At 53.1% G+C, this 16,363-nt stretch carries 10 protein-coding genes, 2 tRNA genes and 3 rRNA genes; 3 read left to right on the top strand and 12 right to left on the bottom strand.

The window, feature by feature from the left end:
- Positions 1-135 precede the first annotated feature (135 nt).
- The 3 genes from bcsE to bcsG are packed head-to-tail and all read left to right on the top strand — an operon-like array spanning position 136 to position 3,561.
- Complete coding sequence (gene bcsE / locus EXW94_RS08950) at positions 136-1,698, top strand: cellulose biosynthesis c-di-GMP-binding protein BcsE (protein WP_120159387.1); 1,563 nt, start codon at positions 136-138, stop codon at positions 1,696-1,698.
- Positions 1,695-1,889 (top strand): cellulose biosynthesis protein BcsF, encoded by a 195-nt coding sequence (bcsF, locus tag EXW94_RS08945; protein WP_089599348.1) that lies wholly within the window; start codon positions 1,695-1,697, stop codon positions 1,887-1,889. Before bcsE ends, bcsF begins: the two co-directional genes overlap by 4 nt.
- Entirely contained in the window at positions 1,882-3,561 is a 1,680-nt protein-coding gene (bcsG, locus tag EXW94_RS08940) for a cellulose biosynthesis protein BcsG (protein WP_148401353.1), read from the top strand. The genes bcsF and bcsG overlap by 8 nt, the downstream gene beginning before the upstream one ends.
- 34 nt (positions 3,562-3,595) lie before the next feature.
- On the opposite strand, the gene EXW94_RS08935 is transcribed toward bcsG, so the two are convergent.
- From EXW94_RS08935 to pepQ, 12 genes are all read right to left on the bottom strand, one after another.
- Positions 3,596-4,588, bottom strand: a complete 993-nt coding sequence (locus EXW94_RS08935) for a glycosyl hydrolase family 8 (protein ID WP_174340095.1) — start codon at positions 4,586-4,588, stop codon at positions 3,596-3,598.
- A 16-nt stretch (positions 4,589-4,604) separates the two neighbouring features.
- A complete protein-coding gene (gene birA, locus EXW94_RS08930) occupies positions 4,605-5,567 on the bottom strand; it encodes a bifunctional biotin--[acetyl-CoA-carboxylase] ligase/biotin operon repressor BirA (RefSeq protein WP_042713772.1) in 963 nt (320 codons plus the stop codon).
- Positions 5,564-6,592 (bottom strand): UDP-N-acetylmuramate dehydrogenase, encoded by a 1,029-nt coding sequence (gene murB, locus EXW94_RS08925; protein WP_174339978.1) that lies wholly within the window; start codon positions 6,590-6,592, stop codon positions 5,564-5,566. Before murB ends, birA begins: the two co-directional genes overlap by 4 nt.
- Before the next feature lie 134 nt (positions 6,593-6,726).
- Positions 6,727-6,842 (bottom strand): 5S ribosomal RNA (gene rrf / locus EXW94_RS08920).
- A 73-nt stretch (positions 6,843-6,915) separates the two neighbouring features.
- Positions 6,916-9,820: ribosomal RNA gene (locus EXW94_RS08915) — 23S ribosomal RNA — on the bottom strand.
- 181 nt (positions 9,821-10,001) lie between these two features.
- Positions 10,002-10,077: transfer RNA gene (locus EXW94_RS08910), tRNA-Ala, on the bottom strand.
- A gap of 110 nt (positions 10,078-10,187) precedes the next feature.
- Positions 10,188-10,264: transfer RNA gene (locus EXW94_RS08905), tRNA-Ile, on the bottom strand.
- Between the two features lie 68 nt (positions 10,265-10,332).
- Positions 10,333-11,872, bottom strand: a 16S ribosomal RNA gene (locus EXW94_RS08900).
- Together the 16S, 23S and 5S rRNA genes with 2 tRNA genes alongside form the textbook arrangement of a ribosomal RNA operon.
- A 354-nt stretch (positions 11,873-12,226) precedes the next feature.
- Positions 12,227-12,772: a menaquinone-dependent protoporphyrinogen IX dehydrogenase gene (gene hemG / locus EXW94_RS08895; RefSeq protein WP_010436783.1), complete on the bottom strand. Its 546-nt coding sequence runs from the start codon at positions 12,770-12,772 to the stop codon at positions 12,227-12,229.
- Positions 12,773-12,782: 10 nt separating this feature from the next.
- Positions 12,783-14,234, bottom strand: coding sequence for a Trk system potassium transporter TrkH (trkH, locus tag EXW94_RS08890; protein WP_010436781.1), 1,452 nt, complete (start codon positions 14,232-14,234; stop codon positions 12,783-12,785).
- A 41-nt stretch (positions 14,235-14,275) separates the two neighbouring features.
- Positions 14,276-14,890 (bottom strand): IMPACT family protein, encoded by a 615-nt coding sequence (locus EXW94_RS08885; RefSeq protein WP_174339977.1) that lies wholly within the window; start codon positions 14,888-14,890, stop codon positions 14,276-14,278.
- Entirely contained in the window at positions 14,890-16,221 is a 1,332-nt protein-coding gene (gene pepQ / locus EXW94_RS08880) for a Xaa-Pro dipeptidase (RefSeq protein WP_174340094.1), read from the bottom strand. Before pepQ ends, EXW94_RS08885 begins: the two co-directional genes overlap by 1 nt.
- Positions 16,222-16,363: the final 142 nt, after the last annotated feature.

Below are 16,363 nucleotides of genomic sequence, written 5' to 3'. Positions count from 1 at the left end.
ATGTTGTCGGCATCCTGCCCACGAAATTTCATTTACATGCTAAATCTGATGCTCTTTAATTTCAATGTTAGGTTTATTTCTACGCTTTCGCTAGTAAACTGAGATACAGATAAATTCGACGAAAAGAGGGATACCGTGGACTCCATATTTTCTATTGGCATCCAGTCATTATGGGACGAATTGCGCCACATGCCAGTCGGAGGAGTCTGGTGGATTAATACGGATCGCAACGAAGATGCCATAAGTCTGGTAAACCAGACGATCGCCGCACAGGATAAGGATTCCCGCGTGGCTGTCATTACGATGGGCGAAGAACCTAAAAATATCATCAGGCTCGAAAACGACCGCGGGCCACAGACCGTACGATTATTTTCCATGTCTTCGGAGGCGGATAGTCTATACTTTTTGCCCCGCGATATTCAGTGCTCGATTGATCCGGATCACTATTTCCTGATTCTAAAATGTTCGAATAACGCGCTGCAAAATATCCCCTCAGAAAAACTGCTTCGCTGGCTGAACAGAATCAATAAGTGGGCAAAAAATCAAAACTGCACACTATTGGTTGTTAACCCCAGCAGTAATAACGACAAGCTTTTTTCACTGTTAATGGGCGAATATCGTTCTCTTTTCGGTCTGGCAAGTATCCATGACCAGACGGATAGCTATCTTTACGATATTGCATTCTGGTGCAATGAAAAAGGGGTTAGCGCTCGTCAACAGCTCACCCTTAAACATATCGAGGGAGAGTGGCATCTCGCCCGACAAGAAGAAACCGTGGTTCAGCCACGCAGCGATGAAAAACGCATCCTGAGCCACATTGCGGTATTAGAAGGTGCGCCTGCGCTTTCTGAAAATTGGTCACTGTTTGAAACTAACGAAGCGTTATTTAATGAAGCCCGTACGACGCAGGCCGCTACGATTGTTTTTTCTCTCATGCAGAATAACCAAATCGAAACGCTGGCGAGACACATTCACACATTACGCCGTCAGCGCGGCAGTGCGTTAAAAATCGTGGTGCGTGAAAATAATACCAGCCTGCGTGCCACTGACGAACGACTGCTGCTGGGTTGCGGCGCAAATATGGTCATACCGTGGAATGCGCCGCTGTCGCGCTGCCTGACACTTATTGAGAGCATACAGGGGCAGCAGTTTAACCGCCATGTTCCGGAAGATATCGGCACCTTGCTCTCCATGACACAGCCGATGAAACTGCGCGGTTTTCAAAAGTGGGATACCTTCTGTGATGCCGTCGGCAACATGATGAGTAATACGCTGCTGCCAGCAGACGGAAAAGGGGTCATGGTTGCCCTGCGTCCGGTGCCGGGTATTCGTGTTGAGCAGGCGCTCACGCTATGTCGCCCTAACCGCATCGGAGACATCATGACGATTGGCGATAACCGTCTGGTGCTGTTTTTATCCTTCTGCCGGGTAAACGATCTCGACACCGCGCTCAACCATATCTTCCCTCTGCCGACTGGCGATATTTTCTCTAACCGCATGATTTGGTTCGAAGATAATTTGATTAGCGCTGAACTGGTGCAAATGCGCGCCCTGACGCCTGAACAATGGGCGAAACCTTTACCTATGGCAAACGATGTCAAACCGATCCTGAATGCGAAGCATGACGGGCATGTCTGGCGGCGGATACCCGAACCACGACGTTTATTACCTGAGGGCGAGGAGAGCGCATCATCATGAATCTCAGCGATATCATTCAACTGGTCGTACTGTGTGCGCTGATTTTTTTCCCGCTGGGCTACTATGCGCGCCATTCTCTGCGTCGTATTCGCGATACGGCAAGATTGATGTTTCTAAAACCCCGCTACCTTAAACCAGCCGGAACACTGACACGCGCTCCGAACGTCAAGGCAGACCGAAAACATGACTAATTCTACCTATACCACGTCGGCGCCCTCGCCGCTCTGGCAATACTGGCGCGGACTTTCCGGCTGGAATTTCTACTTTCTGGTGAAGTTTGGCCTGCTCTGGGCAGGCTATCTTAATTTCCACCCTCTGCTTAACCTGGTATTTATGGCATTCCTGCTGATGCCTATTCCCAATATCAGGCTGCATCGTTTGCGTCACTGGGTCGCTATCCCCATTGGGTTCGCGCTCTTCTGGCATGACACCTGGCTACCGGGTCCGGAAAGCATTATGAGCCAGGGCTCGCAGGTTGCGGGCTTCAGTACCGACTATATGCTTGATCTGGTTGAGCGCTTTATTAACTGGCAGATGATTGGCGCGGTGTTTGTGCTGCTGGTCGCCTGGCTGTTCCTGGCACAGTGGATCCGCGTGACGGTGTTTGTCGTCGCGATTATGGTCTGGTTAAACGTGCTGACGCTGGCAGGGCCGAGTTTCTCCCTGTGGCCAGCCGGTCAACCGACCACAACGGTCACCACCACCGGTGGCACGGCGGCAGCAACCGTCACGACGGCAGGCGATACGCCGGTGGTTGGCGATATTCCTGCACAAACCGCCCCACCCACCTCCACCAATCTGAACGCGTGGCTCTCCAGTTTCTATACCGCTGAAGATAAGCGTCAGACCAAATTCCCGGATGCGCTCCCTGCCGACGCCCAGCCATTTGAACTGCTGGTGATCAACATCTGTTCTCTCTCCTGGGCGGATGTGGATGCAGCCGGATTAATGTCGCATCCGCTGTGGGCGCATTTCGATATTCAGTTTAAAGATTTCAACTCTGCGACCTCTTACAGCGGCCCGGCAGCGATTCGCCTGTTACGTGCAAGCTGCGGTCAACCTTCGCATAAGAACCTCTATCAGCCAGCCGGTAACCAGTGTTACCTGTTTGATAACCTGTCCAAACTGGGCTTTACGCAGCACCTGATGCTGGGTCATAACGGTCAGTTTGGTAACTTCCTGAAAGAGGTGCGTGAAGAAGGGGGTATGCAGGCACCGCTGATGGACCAAACGGGTCTGCCGGTCACTCTGCTGGGCTTCGATGGTTCTCCGGTTTATGACGATACTGCCGTGCTACAGCGCTGGTTGCAGACCGTCAGCAAAGAAGAGGGTTCGCGTAGTGCAACATTCTTTAACACCCTGCCGCTTCACGATGGTAACCACTTCCCGGGCGTGAGCAAAACGGCGGATTACAAAGTTCGTGCGCAGAAGTTCTTTGATGAACTGGACGCGTTCTTTACCGAGCTGGAAAAATCAGGCCGTAAAGTGATGGTCGTTGTGGTACCTGAACACGGCGGCGCGCTGAAAGGCGACAGGATGCAGGTATCCGGCCTGCGTGATATTCCAAGCCCGTCGATTACCAACGTCCCTGCCGGGATTAAATTCTTCGGGATGAAGGCCCCGCATCAGGGTGCGCCAATCGAAATCACTCAGCCAAGCAGTTATCTGGCGATTTCAGAACTCGTTGCCCGCGCGGTAGACGGTAAGCTGTTTGTTGAAGATAGCGTGAACTGGGATCAGCTCACCAGCGGTCTGCCACAAACGGCAGAGGTATCGGAGAACGCCAATGCGGTGGTGATCCAGTACCAGAACAAACCTTATGTTCGCCTGAACGGCGGCGACTGGGTACCGTATCCGCAGTAAAAGACCTGGCCCTCTCCCCAGCGGGGAGCGGGCCTTATTGTTCTGAGATCCAGACCAGCATTTTCAGGCTTGCCGAATAGTAATCATCATTTGCAGTGATGTCCGGCTCGCCGATCGTCTGCCCCATCGTTAAATCACGCACTGCCAGCAGACCGCCTGCCATCATGTAGGGGGCGTATTCATTCGTCGTGACGTTAACCCACGCGGGTGTTTGTTCACGCGGAAACTGACCGAACCAGGCGCGCCACGGGGTGAGCAAGGGGCTTTTCGCGTTGGACCAGCTGATGTACAGCGGAATGCGGATGGCGTCATAACTCATGCGGGGCGGCCAGGCGTTTGCGGGGGCCAGCGTCCCTTTCGTGTCCAGAGAGACCCAGTCGGTTGGCAGATTGGCTTTACCCGACCCCATTTTCTTCAGCAGCCGCTGTCCGTCCTGCGCGAGCTGACGCCATATTTGCAAATGGCTGCGGTCAGCAAATGCCTGCCAGGCAGGAAACACGAAGTAGGAAGGATTAAGCACAACGTTATTGTCCAGCTTAAACCCTTGTGAGCCGGGCAACATCACGCGGTAACCCGCATAGCGGATTACGTTATGGGCAAGCAGCGCTTTGGTAATGGCATCCGATGCCGTGCTGTAGCCTTTGTCATGCCAGCGCGCGTTCGCTTTTAACAGAGCCCAGGCAATGAGCACATCGCCATCGGAGGCATTGTTTTTGTCGGCAATCGGGTCTGCCTGAGCGGGGTTATAACGCCAGTAAAAAAGACCGTTCTCTTTATTCTTCAGCGTACTGTTGGTCCAGTGCCAGAGTTTATCAAAGGTCGCTTTATCATCGTTTGCCACCGCCATCAGCATGGCAAAACCCTGGCCTTCGGTATGGGAAACGTCACCGTTGCCGGTATCGACGATTCGCCCATCCGGCTTAAAGAAGCACGCTTTGTAACTCTCCCAGGCCTGGCCTGCCTGAGAGAAAGGCGTGAACAGCAAACTCATCATGACAGCCAGCGTGGCGCATGCGGGTTTTCGCATCATTAATACAATCCGGTTATTCAGCGCTGCGTAAGGAGATTTCCCCGCCCATCCAGGGTTTGATCGCGCCATCCTGTTCCAGGAGAAGCGCCCCCTGCGCATCAATTCCGCGAGAAATGCCGTAGATTTCTTTATCCCCAATCAGCAGTTTCACCGGGCGGTTGATAAAGTTATCCAGCTTTTCCCAGCGAGACAGGAACGATGCCAGCCCGTCTTGCTCAAAGAGCCTGAGTGAGCTTCGCAGCTCTTTAATCATTCGTGCGGCCAGGATATTGCGGTCGATAGTGATACCCGCTTCCTGCAGGTTAGTCCAGGCCTGGTTCACCACATCGTTCTGTACATTACGCATCACCATGTTTAACCCGGCACCAATGACGATCTGCGCGGCATCGCCGGTCTTTCCCGTCAGCTCAACCAGAATACCCGCCAGTTTTCGATCGTTCAGATAGAGATCGTTAGGCCATTTTACCCGCACCTTATCCGCGCCCAGATCGTGCAGGACTTCCGCCATCACAATCCCGATGACCAGGCTTAGCCCAACCGCCGCAGCCGGGCCCTGATCGAGTCGCCAGTACATGGACAGGTAGAGATTCGCACCAAACGGCGAGAACCACTTACGTCCACGACGGCCGCGACCGGCCTGTTGATATTCAGCAACGCAGGCATCGCCGGATTTCAGTTCAGGCAGGCGATCCAGCAGGTACTGGTTCGTCGAGTCAATTACGGGCAGCACCGCAACATTGCCGTGTCCAATCTGGCTGCGGATCGCTTCTTCATTCAGCAATTGAATAGGCTCCGGCAGGCTGTAGCCTTTTCCGGGAACCGTGAACACATCAACGCCCCAGTCGCGGAGCGTCTGGATATGTTTATTAATGGCAGCACGGCTCATGCCCAACTGCTCACCTAGCTGCTCGCCAGAATGAAACTCACCGTCCGCAAGGATGCTAATCAGGGTTAAAGGGATCGTGTTGTCCTTCATGCGATAGTCTCCACGGCGTTGACTTCACCCGTACGGCCAATAAAGCGAACTTCAGGCTCCAGCCAGACGTTAAATTTATCACCCACACGCTGACGGACATGGTGCGCCAGCTTCACAACATCGTCGCTGGTCGCATTGTTTTGATTGATCAGCACCAGCGCCTGCTGGCGATGAACAGCAGCACCGCCCATCGTGGTGCCTTTTAATTCGCACTGGTCGATAAGCCAGCCTGCAGCCAGCTTCACGCTACCATCCGTCTGAGGATAATGCGGGGCCGTTGGCCAGCCGGTGAGGAACGTTTTCGCGTTTTCGCTGCTGATGACCGGATTTTTGAAGAAACTACCCGCATTTCCGTTCACTTTTGGATCAGGGAGTTTGGTCATTCGCATATGGCAAACTGATTCAAACACGTCGCGCGGGGTGACGGTGGCCGGATCGAGACGGGTGAGATCGCCGTAGGTAAGGACCGGGTTCCACTGCTTCGCCAGACGCAGACCAACGGCCACAATGACGAAACGATCCTGGTAGTCATGTTTGAAGATACTGTCACGATAGCCAAAGCGGCACTGTTCTGCGGTTAAACGTTGCGCATTTCCCGTTGCCAGTTCAATGCAGTCAACATATTCACAGACGTGTTTTAGTTCGATGCCGTAGGCACCGATATTTTGAATAGGTGACGATCCTGCGCAGCCTGGGATCAATGCAAGATTTTCCAGGCCGGGCATCCCTTTTTCGAGGGTAAATTGCACCAGACGGTGCCAGTTTTCTCCGGCCCCCACGTGCAGATGCCAGCTCACTGCGCTCTCTTTAACGTCGATTCCCATGATGCGGTTGACGATCACGGTCCCCGCGAAATCATCGAGAAACAGGACATTACTTCCTTCGCCCAGAATCAGTACAGGTTCACCGTTTTCTGTCGCGTTTTGCCATGCATTCAGCAACTGCTGAGCATTATCGGCACGTACAATTTGTTTAGCATTACGTTGAATGCCAAAGGTATTCCAGGGCTTAAGGGAGTGGTTCATAGACGCTATCCTGATGCAAAAACGCGGATAGTTTACCGTATATACGGGGGGATAGGTGATTTGTTTATGGAAACGAGGGATGTACAAAAACGCAAAAAGGCCATCCTTTCGGATGGCCTCTCTACTTATTTGATGCCTGGCAGTTCCCTACTCTCACATGGGGAGACCCCACACTACCATCGGCGCTACGGCGTTTCACTTCTGAGTTCGGCATGGGGTCAGGTGGGACCACCGCGCTAAAGCCGCCAGGCAAATTCTGTTAAATCTGTATCAAAGCTGAAAATATCGTGTCTGTCTCTTCGCCAAAACACCTTCGGCGTTGTAAGGTTAAGCCTCACGGTTCATTAGTATCGGTTAGCTCAACGCATCGCTGCGCTTACACACCCGACCTATCAACGTCGTAGTCTTCAACGTTCCTTCAGGACCCTTAAAGGGTCAGGGAGAACTCATCTCGGGGCAAGTTTCGTGCTTAGATGCTTTCAGCACTTATCTCTTCCGCATTTAGCTACCGGGCAATGCCATTGGCATGACAACCCGAACACCAGTGATGCGTCCACTCCGGTCCTCTCGTACTAGGAGCAGCCCCCCTCAATTCTCCAGCGCCCACGGCAGATAGGGACCGAACTGTCTCACGACGTTCTAAACCCAGCTCGCGTACCACTTTAAATGGCGAACAGCCATACCCTTGGGACCTACTTCAGCCCCAGGATGTGATGAGCCGACATCGAGGTGCCAAACACCGCCGTCGATATGAACTCTTGGGCGGTATCAGCCTGTTATCCCCGGAGTACCTTTTATCCGTTGAGCGATGGCCCTTCCATTCAGAACCACCGGATCACTATGACCTGCTTTCGCACCTGCTCGAGCCGTCACTCTCGCAGTCAAGCTAGCTTATGCCATTGCACTAACCTCCTGATGTCCGACCAGGATTAGCTAACCTTCGTGCTCCTCCGTTACTCTTTGGGAGGAGACCGCCCCAGTCAAACTACCCACCAGACACTGTCCGCAACCCGGATCACGGGTCTACGTTAGAACACCAGCCATTAAAGGGTGGTATTTCAAGGGCGGCTCCACGCAGACTGGCGTCCACGCTTCAAAGCCTCCCACCTATCCTACACATCAAGGACCAGTGTTCAGTGTCAAGCTATAGTAAAGGTTCACGGGGTCTTTCCGTCTTGCCGCGGGTACACTGCATCTTCACAGCGAGTTCAATTTCACTGAGTCTCGGGTGGAGACAGCCTGGCCATCATTACGCCATTCGTGCAGGTCGGAACTTACCCGACAAGGAATTTCGCTACCTTAGGACCGTTATAGTTACGGCCGCCGTTTACCGGGGCTTCGATCAAGAGCTTCGCGTTGCCGCTAACCCCATCAATTAACCTTCCGGCACCGGGCAGGCGTCACACCGTATACGTCCACTTTCGTGTTTGCACAGTGCTGTGTTTTTAATAAACAGTTGCAGCCAGCTGGTATCTTCGACTGATTTCAGCTCCACCCGCAGGGGCTTCACCTACATATCAGCGTGCCTTCTCCCGAAGTTACGGCACCATTTTGCCTAGTTCCTTCACCCGAGTTCTCTCAAGCGCCTTGGTATTCTCTACCTGACCACCTGTGTCGGTTTGGGGTACGATTTGATGTTACCTGATGCTTAGAGGCTTTTCCTGGAAGCAGGGCATTTGTTACTTCAGCACCGTAGTGCCTCGTCATCACACCTCAGCGTTAATAAGGTACCGGATTTACCTGGAACCTCCGCCTACATGCTTAAACCGGGACAACCGTCGCCCGGCTAACATAGCCTTCTCCGTCCCCCCTTCGCAGTAACACCAAGTACAGGAATATTAACCTGTTTCCCATCGACTACGCCTTTCGGCCTCGCCTTAGGGGTCGACTCACCCTGCCCCGATTAACGTTGGACAGGAACCCTTGGTCTTCCGGCGTGCGGGCTTTTCACCCGCATTATCGTTACTTATGTCAGCATTCGCACTTCTGATACCTCCAGCAACCCTCACAGGCCACCTTCAACGGCTTACAGAACGCTCCCCTACCCAACAACACATAGTGTCGCTGCCGCAGCTTCGGTGCATGGTTTAGCCCCGTTACATCTTCCGCGCAGGCCGACTCGACCAGTGAGCTATTACGCTTTCTTTAAATGATGGCTGCTTCTAAGCCAACATCCTGGCTGTCTGTGCCTTCCCACATCGTTTCCCACTTAACCATGACTTTGGGACCTTAGCTGGCGGTCTGGGTTGTTTCCCTCTTCACGACGGACGTTAGCACCCGCCGTGTGTCTCCCGTGATAACATTCTTCGGTATTCGTAGTTTGCATCGGGTTGGTAAGCCGGGATGGCCCCCTAGCCGAAACAGTGCTCTACCCCCGAAGATGAGTTCACGAGGCGCTACCTAAATAGCTTTCGGGGAGAACCAGCTATCTCCCGGTTTGATTGGCCTTTCACCCCCAGCCACAAGTCATCCGCTAATTTTTCAACATTAGTCGGTTCGGTCCTCCAGTTAGTGTTACCCAACCTTCAACCTGCCCATGGCTAGATCACCGGGTTTCGGGTCTATACCCTGCAACTTAACGCCCAGTTAAGACTCGGTTTCCCTTCGGCTCCCCTATACGGTTAACCTTGCTACAGAATATAAGTCGCTGACCCATTATACAAAAGGTACGCAGTCACCTAACAAGTAGGCTCCCACTGCTTGTACGTACACGGTTTCAGGTTCTTTTTCACTCCCCTCGCCGGGGTTCTTTTCGCCTTTCCCTCACGGTACTGGTTCACTATCGGTCAGTCAGGAGTATTTAGCCTTGGAGGATGGTCCCCCCATATTCAGACAGGATACCACGTGTCCCGCCCTACTCTTCGAGTTCACAGCAAGTGTGCTTTCGTGTACGGGACTATCACCCTGTACCGTGCGACTTTCCAGACGCTTCCACTAACACACAAGCTGATTCAGACTCTGGGCTGCTCCCCGTTCGCTCGCCGCTACTGGGGGAATCTCGGTTGATTTCTTTTCCTCGGGGTACTTAGATGTTTCAGTTCCCCCGGTTCGCCTCGTTAACCTATGTATTCAGTTAACGATAGTGTGTCGGAACACACTGGGTTTCCCCATTCGGACATCGCCGGGTCAAAGGTTCATATCACCTCGCCGGCGCTTTTCGCAGATTAGCACGTCCTTCATCGCCTCTGACTGCCAGGGCATCCACCGTGTACGCTTAGTCGCTTAACCTCACAACCCGAAGATGTTTCTTTCGATTCATCACCGACTTGCGAAAATTTGAGAGACTCGAACACACATAACATGTGTGTCGTTTCAATTTTCAGCTTGATCCAGATTTTTAAAGAGCAAAACTTCGCAGTGCACCTTTTCAGGTTCACTCTGAAGTTTTCTTGTGTTCGCAGTAAAAGGATGGTGGAGCTATGCGGGATCGAACCGCAGACCTCCTGCGTGCAAGGCAGGCGCTCTCCCAGCTGAGCTATAACCCCATCGCAAAATGCTAATCTCTGTACCGGTAATGCTTTCTGAGACAAGGCGTGGAATAACGAAGCATACTGAAGTATGCGAGTTGTTCCGCAACGCAGTATCAGGAAGTATTTGGTAGGCCTGAGTGGACTTGAACCACCGACCTCACCCTTATCAGGGGTGCGCTCTAACCACCTGAGCTACAAGCCTGCAGAGATTTTTACTGCTATTTTCATCAGACAATCTGTGTGAGCACTACAAAGGCAGGTTCTTTAAGGTAAGGAGGTGATCCAACCGCAGGTTCCCCTACGGTTACCTTGTTACGACTTCACCCCAGTCATGAATCACAAAGTGGTAAGCGCCCTCCCGAAGGTTAAGCTACCTACTTCTTTTGCAACCCACTCCCATGGTGTGACGGGCGGTGTGTACAAGGCCCGGGAACGTATTCACCGTAGCATTCTGATCTACGATTACTAGCGATTCCGACTTCATGGAGTCGAGTTGCAGACTCCAATCCGGACTACGACGCACTTTATGAGGTCCGCTTGCTCTCGCGAGGTCGCTTCTCTTTGTATGCGCCATTGTAGCACGTGTGTAGCCCTACTCGTAAGGGCCATGATGACTTGACGTCATCCCCACCTTCCTCCAGTTTATCACTGGCAGTCTCCTTTGAGTTCCCGGCCTAACCGCTGGCAACAAAGGATAAGGGTTGCGCTCGTTGCGGGACTTAACCCAACATTTCACAACACGAGCTGACGACAGCCATGCAGCACCTGTCTCAGAGTTCCCGAAGGCACCAAAGCATCTCTGCTAAGTTCTCTGGATGTCAAGAGTAGGTAAGGTTCTTCGCGTTGCATCGAATTAAACCACATGCTCCACCGCTTGTGCGGGCCCCCGTCAATTCATTTGAGTTTTAACCTTGCGGCCGTACTCCCCAGGCGGTCGACTTAACGCGTTAGCTCCGGAAGCCACGCCTCAAGGGCACAACCTCCAAGTCGACATCGTTTACGGCGTGGACTACCAGGGTATCTAATCCTGTTTGCTCCCCACGCTTTCGCACCTGAGCGTCAGTCTTTGTCCAGGGGGCCGCCTTCGCCACCGGTATTCCTCCAGATCTCTACGCATTTCACCGCTACACCTGGAATTCTACCCCCCTCTACAAGACTCTAGCCTGCCAGTTTCGAATGCAGTTCCCAGGTTGAGCCCGGGGATTTCACATCCGACTTGACAGACCGCCTGCGTGCGCTTTACGCCCAGTAATTCCGATTAACGCTTGCACCCTCCGTATTACCGCGGCTGCTGGCACGGAGTTAGCCGGTGCTTCTTCTGCGGGTAACGTCAATTGCTGAGGTTATTAACCTCAACACCTTCCTCCCCGCTGAAAGTACTTTACAACCCGAAGGCCTTCTTCATACACGCGGCATGGCTGCATCAGGCTTGCGCCCATTGTGCAATATTCCCCACTGCTGCCTCCCGTAGGAGTCTGGACCGTGTCTCAGTTCCAGTGTGGCTGGTCATCCTCTCAGACCAGCTAGGGATCGTCGCCTAGGTGAGCCGTTACCCCACCTACTAGCTAATCCCATCTGGGCACATCTGATGGCAAGAGGCCCGAAGGTCCCCCTCTTTGGTCTTGCGACGTTATGCGGTATTAGCTACCGTTTCCAGTAGTTATCCCCCTCCATCAGGCAGTTTCCCAGACATTACTCACCCGTCCGCCGCTCGTCACCCAGGAGCAAGCTCCCTGTGTTACCGCTCGACTTGCATGTGTTAGGCCTGCCGCCAGCGTTCAATCTGAGCCATGATCAAACTCTTCAATTTAAGTTTGATGCTCGTGAATTAAACTTCGTAATGAATTACGTATGTTCACTCAGAGACTTGGTATTCATTTATTGTCCGGAGACATTAAGAATCCATGTCACTTTGAGTGCCCACACAGATTGTCTGATAAATTGTTAAAGAGCAGTGCCGCTTCGCTTTTTGCAGCGGCGCGGGGTGTGCATATTACGCTTTCCCGCTTCAGAGTCAAGCGTTTATTTTCGCTTTTCTCTGCTGACCCGGCGGCGTGTATGCCGTTGTTCCGTGTCAGTGGAGGCGCATTATAGGGAGTTATTCTGAAGTGACAAGCACAAAATACAAAAAACTTTTCGTTCGCTCACTTTTCAAACTTAACGCTTATTTAAGTCGCGAATCGCCCGTTATATGCGCGATTTCCCGCGCAAAACTGGCAACCTGCGACCAGTCGGTGTACACCACTTCTTTATGCGTATCGGTTTCACCGCCCGTCATCTTCATAATCAAGCGGATCATAAAGCGGTCATACCAGCGGTAGCGCGGATAGCGCAGCGCCCCGGCAAAGACCGCGCAAAGTGTTGGCTGCCACGGAGAATGAAGTAAAAACTTGCGCGTATAGCTGTTCGTTTGCGGCGTGCGCTTTTCTGCTTTACGGGCAACCAGATTGACCGAGTAGAAGGCACTGGGCAGCTTATTGAGCACGTCTTTATGTTTCTTCACAAAACGATCCAGCGCGGGATGGAAATGCCCGTAACGAATAGACGCCCCAATCACCACACGATCGTACTCCTGCCAGGCGATGTGTTCCGCACGGTTCAGGTTCACTACATCCGCGTAAATGCCCAGCTCTTTTAATTCAGAAGCCAGATAAGCGGCAATCTCGCGCGTTTGTCCGTCTCGCGTAGAGAAAAGAACTAATGTTTTCATTAATGACTCCTTACTCGCGCCAGAATGTTGGGGTAAACAGCACCAGCAGCGTAAAGACCTCAAGACGCCCAAACAGCATGTTAGCGATAAGGATCCACTTCGCCACCGGGTTCATACTGGCAAAGTTATCCGCCACCACGCCCAGCCCGGGACCGAGGTTATTAAGCGTCGCCACAACAGAGGCGAATGCGGAGAAATCATCCACGCCGGTAGCAATAATAGCCAGCATACTGACGATAAAGACCAGCGCATAAGCAGAGAAGAAACCCCACACCGCTTCGAGAATACGTTCCGGCAGCGCACGATTCCCCAGCTTAATGCTATAAACCGCATTCGGGTGAACCAGACGCTTCAGCTCGCGGTTGCCCTGTTTGAACAGCAGCAGTATACGAATGACCTTCAGGCCACCGCCCGTAGACCCCGCACAGCCCCCGATAAAGGCCGAGCAAAGCAAAAGCACCGGCAGGAACAGCGGCCAGCGCGCGATGCTGTCCGTGGTAAAGCCCGCCGTTGTCGCCATCGACACCACCTGGAAAAAGGCCTGGTTTAGCGTGGTCATGGCCGAGTTATAAACATCGTGGAACCAAAGCACCAGCGTACAGATGATCACCAGCGTCAACTGGACGCCAATAAACATGCGGAACTCCGGATCGCGCCAGTAAACCTTCAGGCTTCGCCCGCTCAGTAAAGAGAAGTGCAGACCGTAGTTACAACCGGAGATCAGCAGGAAGATAGCAATAATAGTGTTAATCGTCGGGCTGTCGAAGTAGCCCACGCTGGCATCGTGCGTGGAGAACCCACCGATAGCGATAGTTGCAAAGCTGTGCCCGATGGCATCGAAAGCGGGCATTCCGGCAAACCACAGCGCCAGGGCGCAGGCGACCGTCAACAAGACATAAATCAGCCACAGGGTTTTTGCCGTCTCCGCAATACGCGGACGCATTTTGTTATCTTTTAGCGGGCCGGGCATTTCAGCCCGATAAAGCTGCATCCCCCCGACGCCCAGAATGGGCAGGATAGCCACCGCCAGAACGATGATCCCCATACCGCCGAACCACTGCAGCATCTGGCGATAAAAGAGAATGGCATGTGGGAGAGAATCCAGCCCCACCAGCGTCGTCGCTCCGGTAGTTGTTAAACCAGAGAACGATTCAAAGAATGCATCCGTGATACTCAGATTGGGCTGTTCAGAGAAGATAAACGGGAGCGAACCGACGCTTCCCAGCACCGTCCAGAACAGCACGACGATCAGAAACCCTTCCCGAGATTTCAGCTCGCCTTTCTCACGACGGTTTGGCCACCAGAGCAGCGAGCCAATCGCCAATGCGACAAAAAAGGTCTGGGTAAACGCACGCCCCGCGCCGTCCCGGTAGATAAGTGCCACCAGTCCTGGGAGAATCATCGTCCCGGAAAAGAGTATGACCAGCAGTCCAACGATTCGGGTTATGGCACGAAAATGCATCTCTGCCGCTTCCTTTGGTATTCAAAAAAGTGAGGTGGGGATTATTCTTCAATCGGCAGCAATTGCAACGAACCACGACTAAAATCAGCGAGTTTTGCTGAAAAAGAGGCCAGTTCCGCCTGAGGAAGCGCCACGCGTAATTGCACCATCGCCTGGTAATCGCTGTGCGCAATCACACCGTTAACGCGCTTCAGTAACGCTTCAATGCCCGAAAGCTGCGAGTACTCGCATACCAGAGTATATTCGGTAAGTGGCATTTTGCGGGTGGTTATCAGCAGATTAAGTGCCTGCTGGACACCCCCACCGTAGGCTTTAACCAGCCCACCCGTGCCTAATAAAATGCCGCCGTAGTAGCGAACCACTACGGCGGTGATCTCGCCCACGCCGCTGCCCATCAGCTGCGAAAGCATAGGTTTACCGGCCGTGCCAGCCGGTTCACCGTCGTCAGAAAACCCCAGCTGTTGCGAATCGTCCGGCGGTCCTGCCACCCACGCCACGCAGTGGTGGCGTGCATCAGGATGCTCCGCGCGAACGGACTCGACAAACGCCTTTGCCGCCTCTACGCCGTCGGTGTGCGCCAGCAGCGTAATAAAGCGGCTTTTCTTGATTTCCTCAACAAACGTGACCGGTTCAGCCGGTATCAGCCAGCTTTCCATCAGGCCAGCTTCAGGTCTCGCGTCATGTTCTCGACACCGTTCTCATGAATAACCACGTTATCTTCGATACGAATGCCGCCAAACGGTTTCAACGCGTCAATTTTTTCCCAGTTGAAGTGCTTGCTGAACTGCCCTTCACGCCACGGCGCCAGCAGGGATTCAATAAAGTAGATCCCCGGCTCGATGGTCAAGACCATGCGCGGCTCAAGAATACGAGTGCAGCGCAGGTAAGGATATTTAGACGGTGCCGCCAGGTGCGTGCCGGTATCATCCTGCATGAAGCCCGCAACGTCGTGAACCTGCAGGCCCAGCGGGTGACCGATACCGTGCGGCATAAATGGCCCGGTCAGATCGTTTTCGACCATCGCCTCTTCGCTCATGTCTTTCACAATCTGATGCTTACGCAGCAGTTTAGCGATGCGTTGATGGAACTGGATGTGATAATCCACATAGCTGGTTCCGGCCTTCATGGTGCCAATCAGCGCCAGCTGTTCATCGTTCACGTCTTTAATCAGCTGCGCGAAATCGGTATCCCCATTCGCCGCCCAGGTACGGGTCAGATCGGCCGCGTAGCCGTTATACTCTGCCCCTGCGTCCAGCAGGAAGCTGCGCATTTCCGACGGAACCTGGTGATCCAGTTTGGTGTAGTGAAGTACAGACGCATGCTCGTTCAGCGCGACGATGTTGCTGTACGGCACGTCGGTGTCGCGGTGACCGGTTGCGGTCAGGTAGGCAAGATTGATGTCGAACTCGCTCATGCCCGACTGGAACGCTTCGTGCGCGGCACGGTGGCCATTCACCGCCGTTTTTTGCGCTTCACGCATGCAGTAAAGTTCGTAGTCGGTTTTATACGCGCGGTAATAGTGGAGATAATCCAGCACCCCTTTCGGGTTGAGTTTATCCGCCGGAATATCCAGACCCAGCGCACGCTCTGGAACAGGGCCTATATAGCCGATGTTGCCACGCGCCGCAGGCAGCTGGCTGCCAATACCGTCTGCTTTTGGCAGGGCAATCACATCAATTTCTTCGGTCCAGAAAGAAGTCGGCAGCGGTTCCACGTTGTGCCAGTAATCCACCGGCAGATAGAACCACAATTTCGGCTTGTTCACGCCATCCACCAGCAGCCAGCAATTTGGCACCTGTGTCACCGGCACCCAGGCTTTAAACTGCGGGTTGACCTTAAACGGATAAGCATGGTCATCAAGAAACGTGTTCATCAGCTCGCCGGAGTGGATTAGCAGGGCATCCAGCTTGAAGCGCGACAGTACATCGCGGGTACGTTCCTGTAGGGTAACGATATGATTTTTATAAAGCGAAGCCAGTGAGTCCATCATTCTTCCTTTCGTTTTTTTGACCTCAAGTCATCGCATCTTAGCACACCTCACTCCGGCTGCGTGATTTCCACCGACCGTGATCAATGCAGCAATTTCTTAATGAGAAATTTGCATTTTATTAACATAAATTCCACACTCC

This window comes from Enterobacter sp. JMULE2, from assembly GCF_013337145.1.
Taxonomy (GTDB): Bacteria; Pseudomonadota; Gammaproteobacteria; order Enterobacterales; family Enterobacteriaceae; genus Enterobacter; species Enterobacter mori.
Note: the sequence above shows the minus strand (reverse complement) of the source record. Positions and strands in the feature narration are given on the sequence as shown.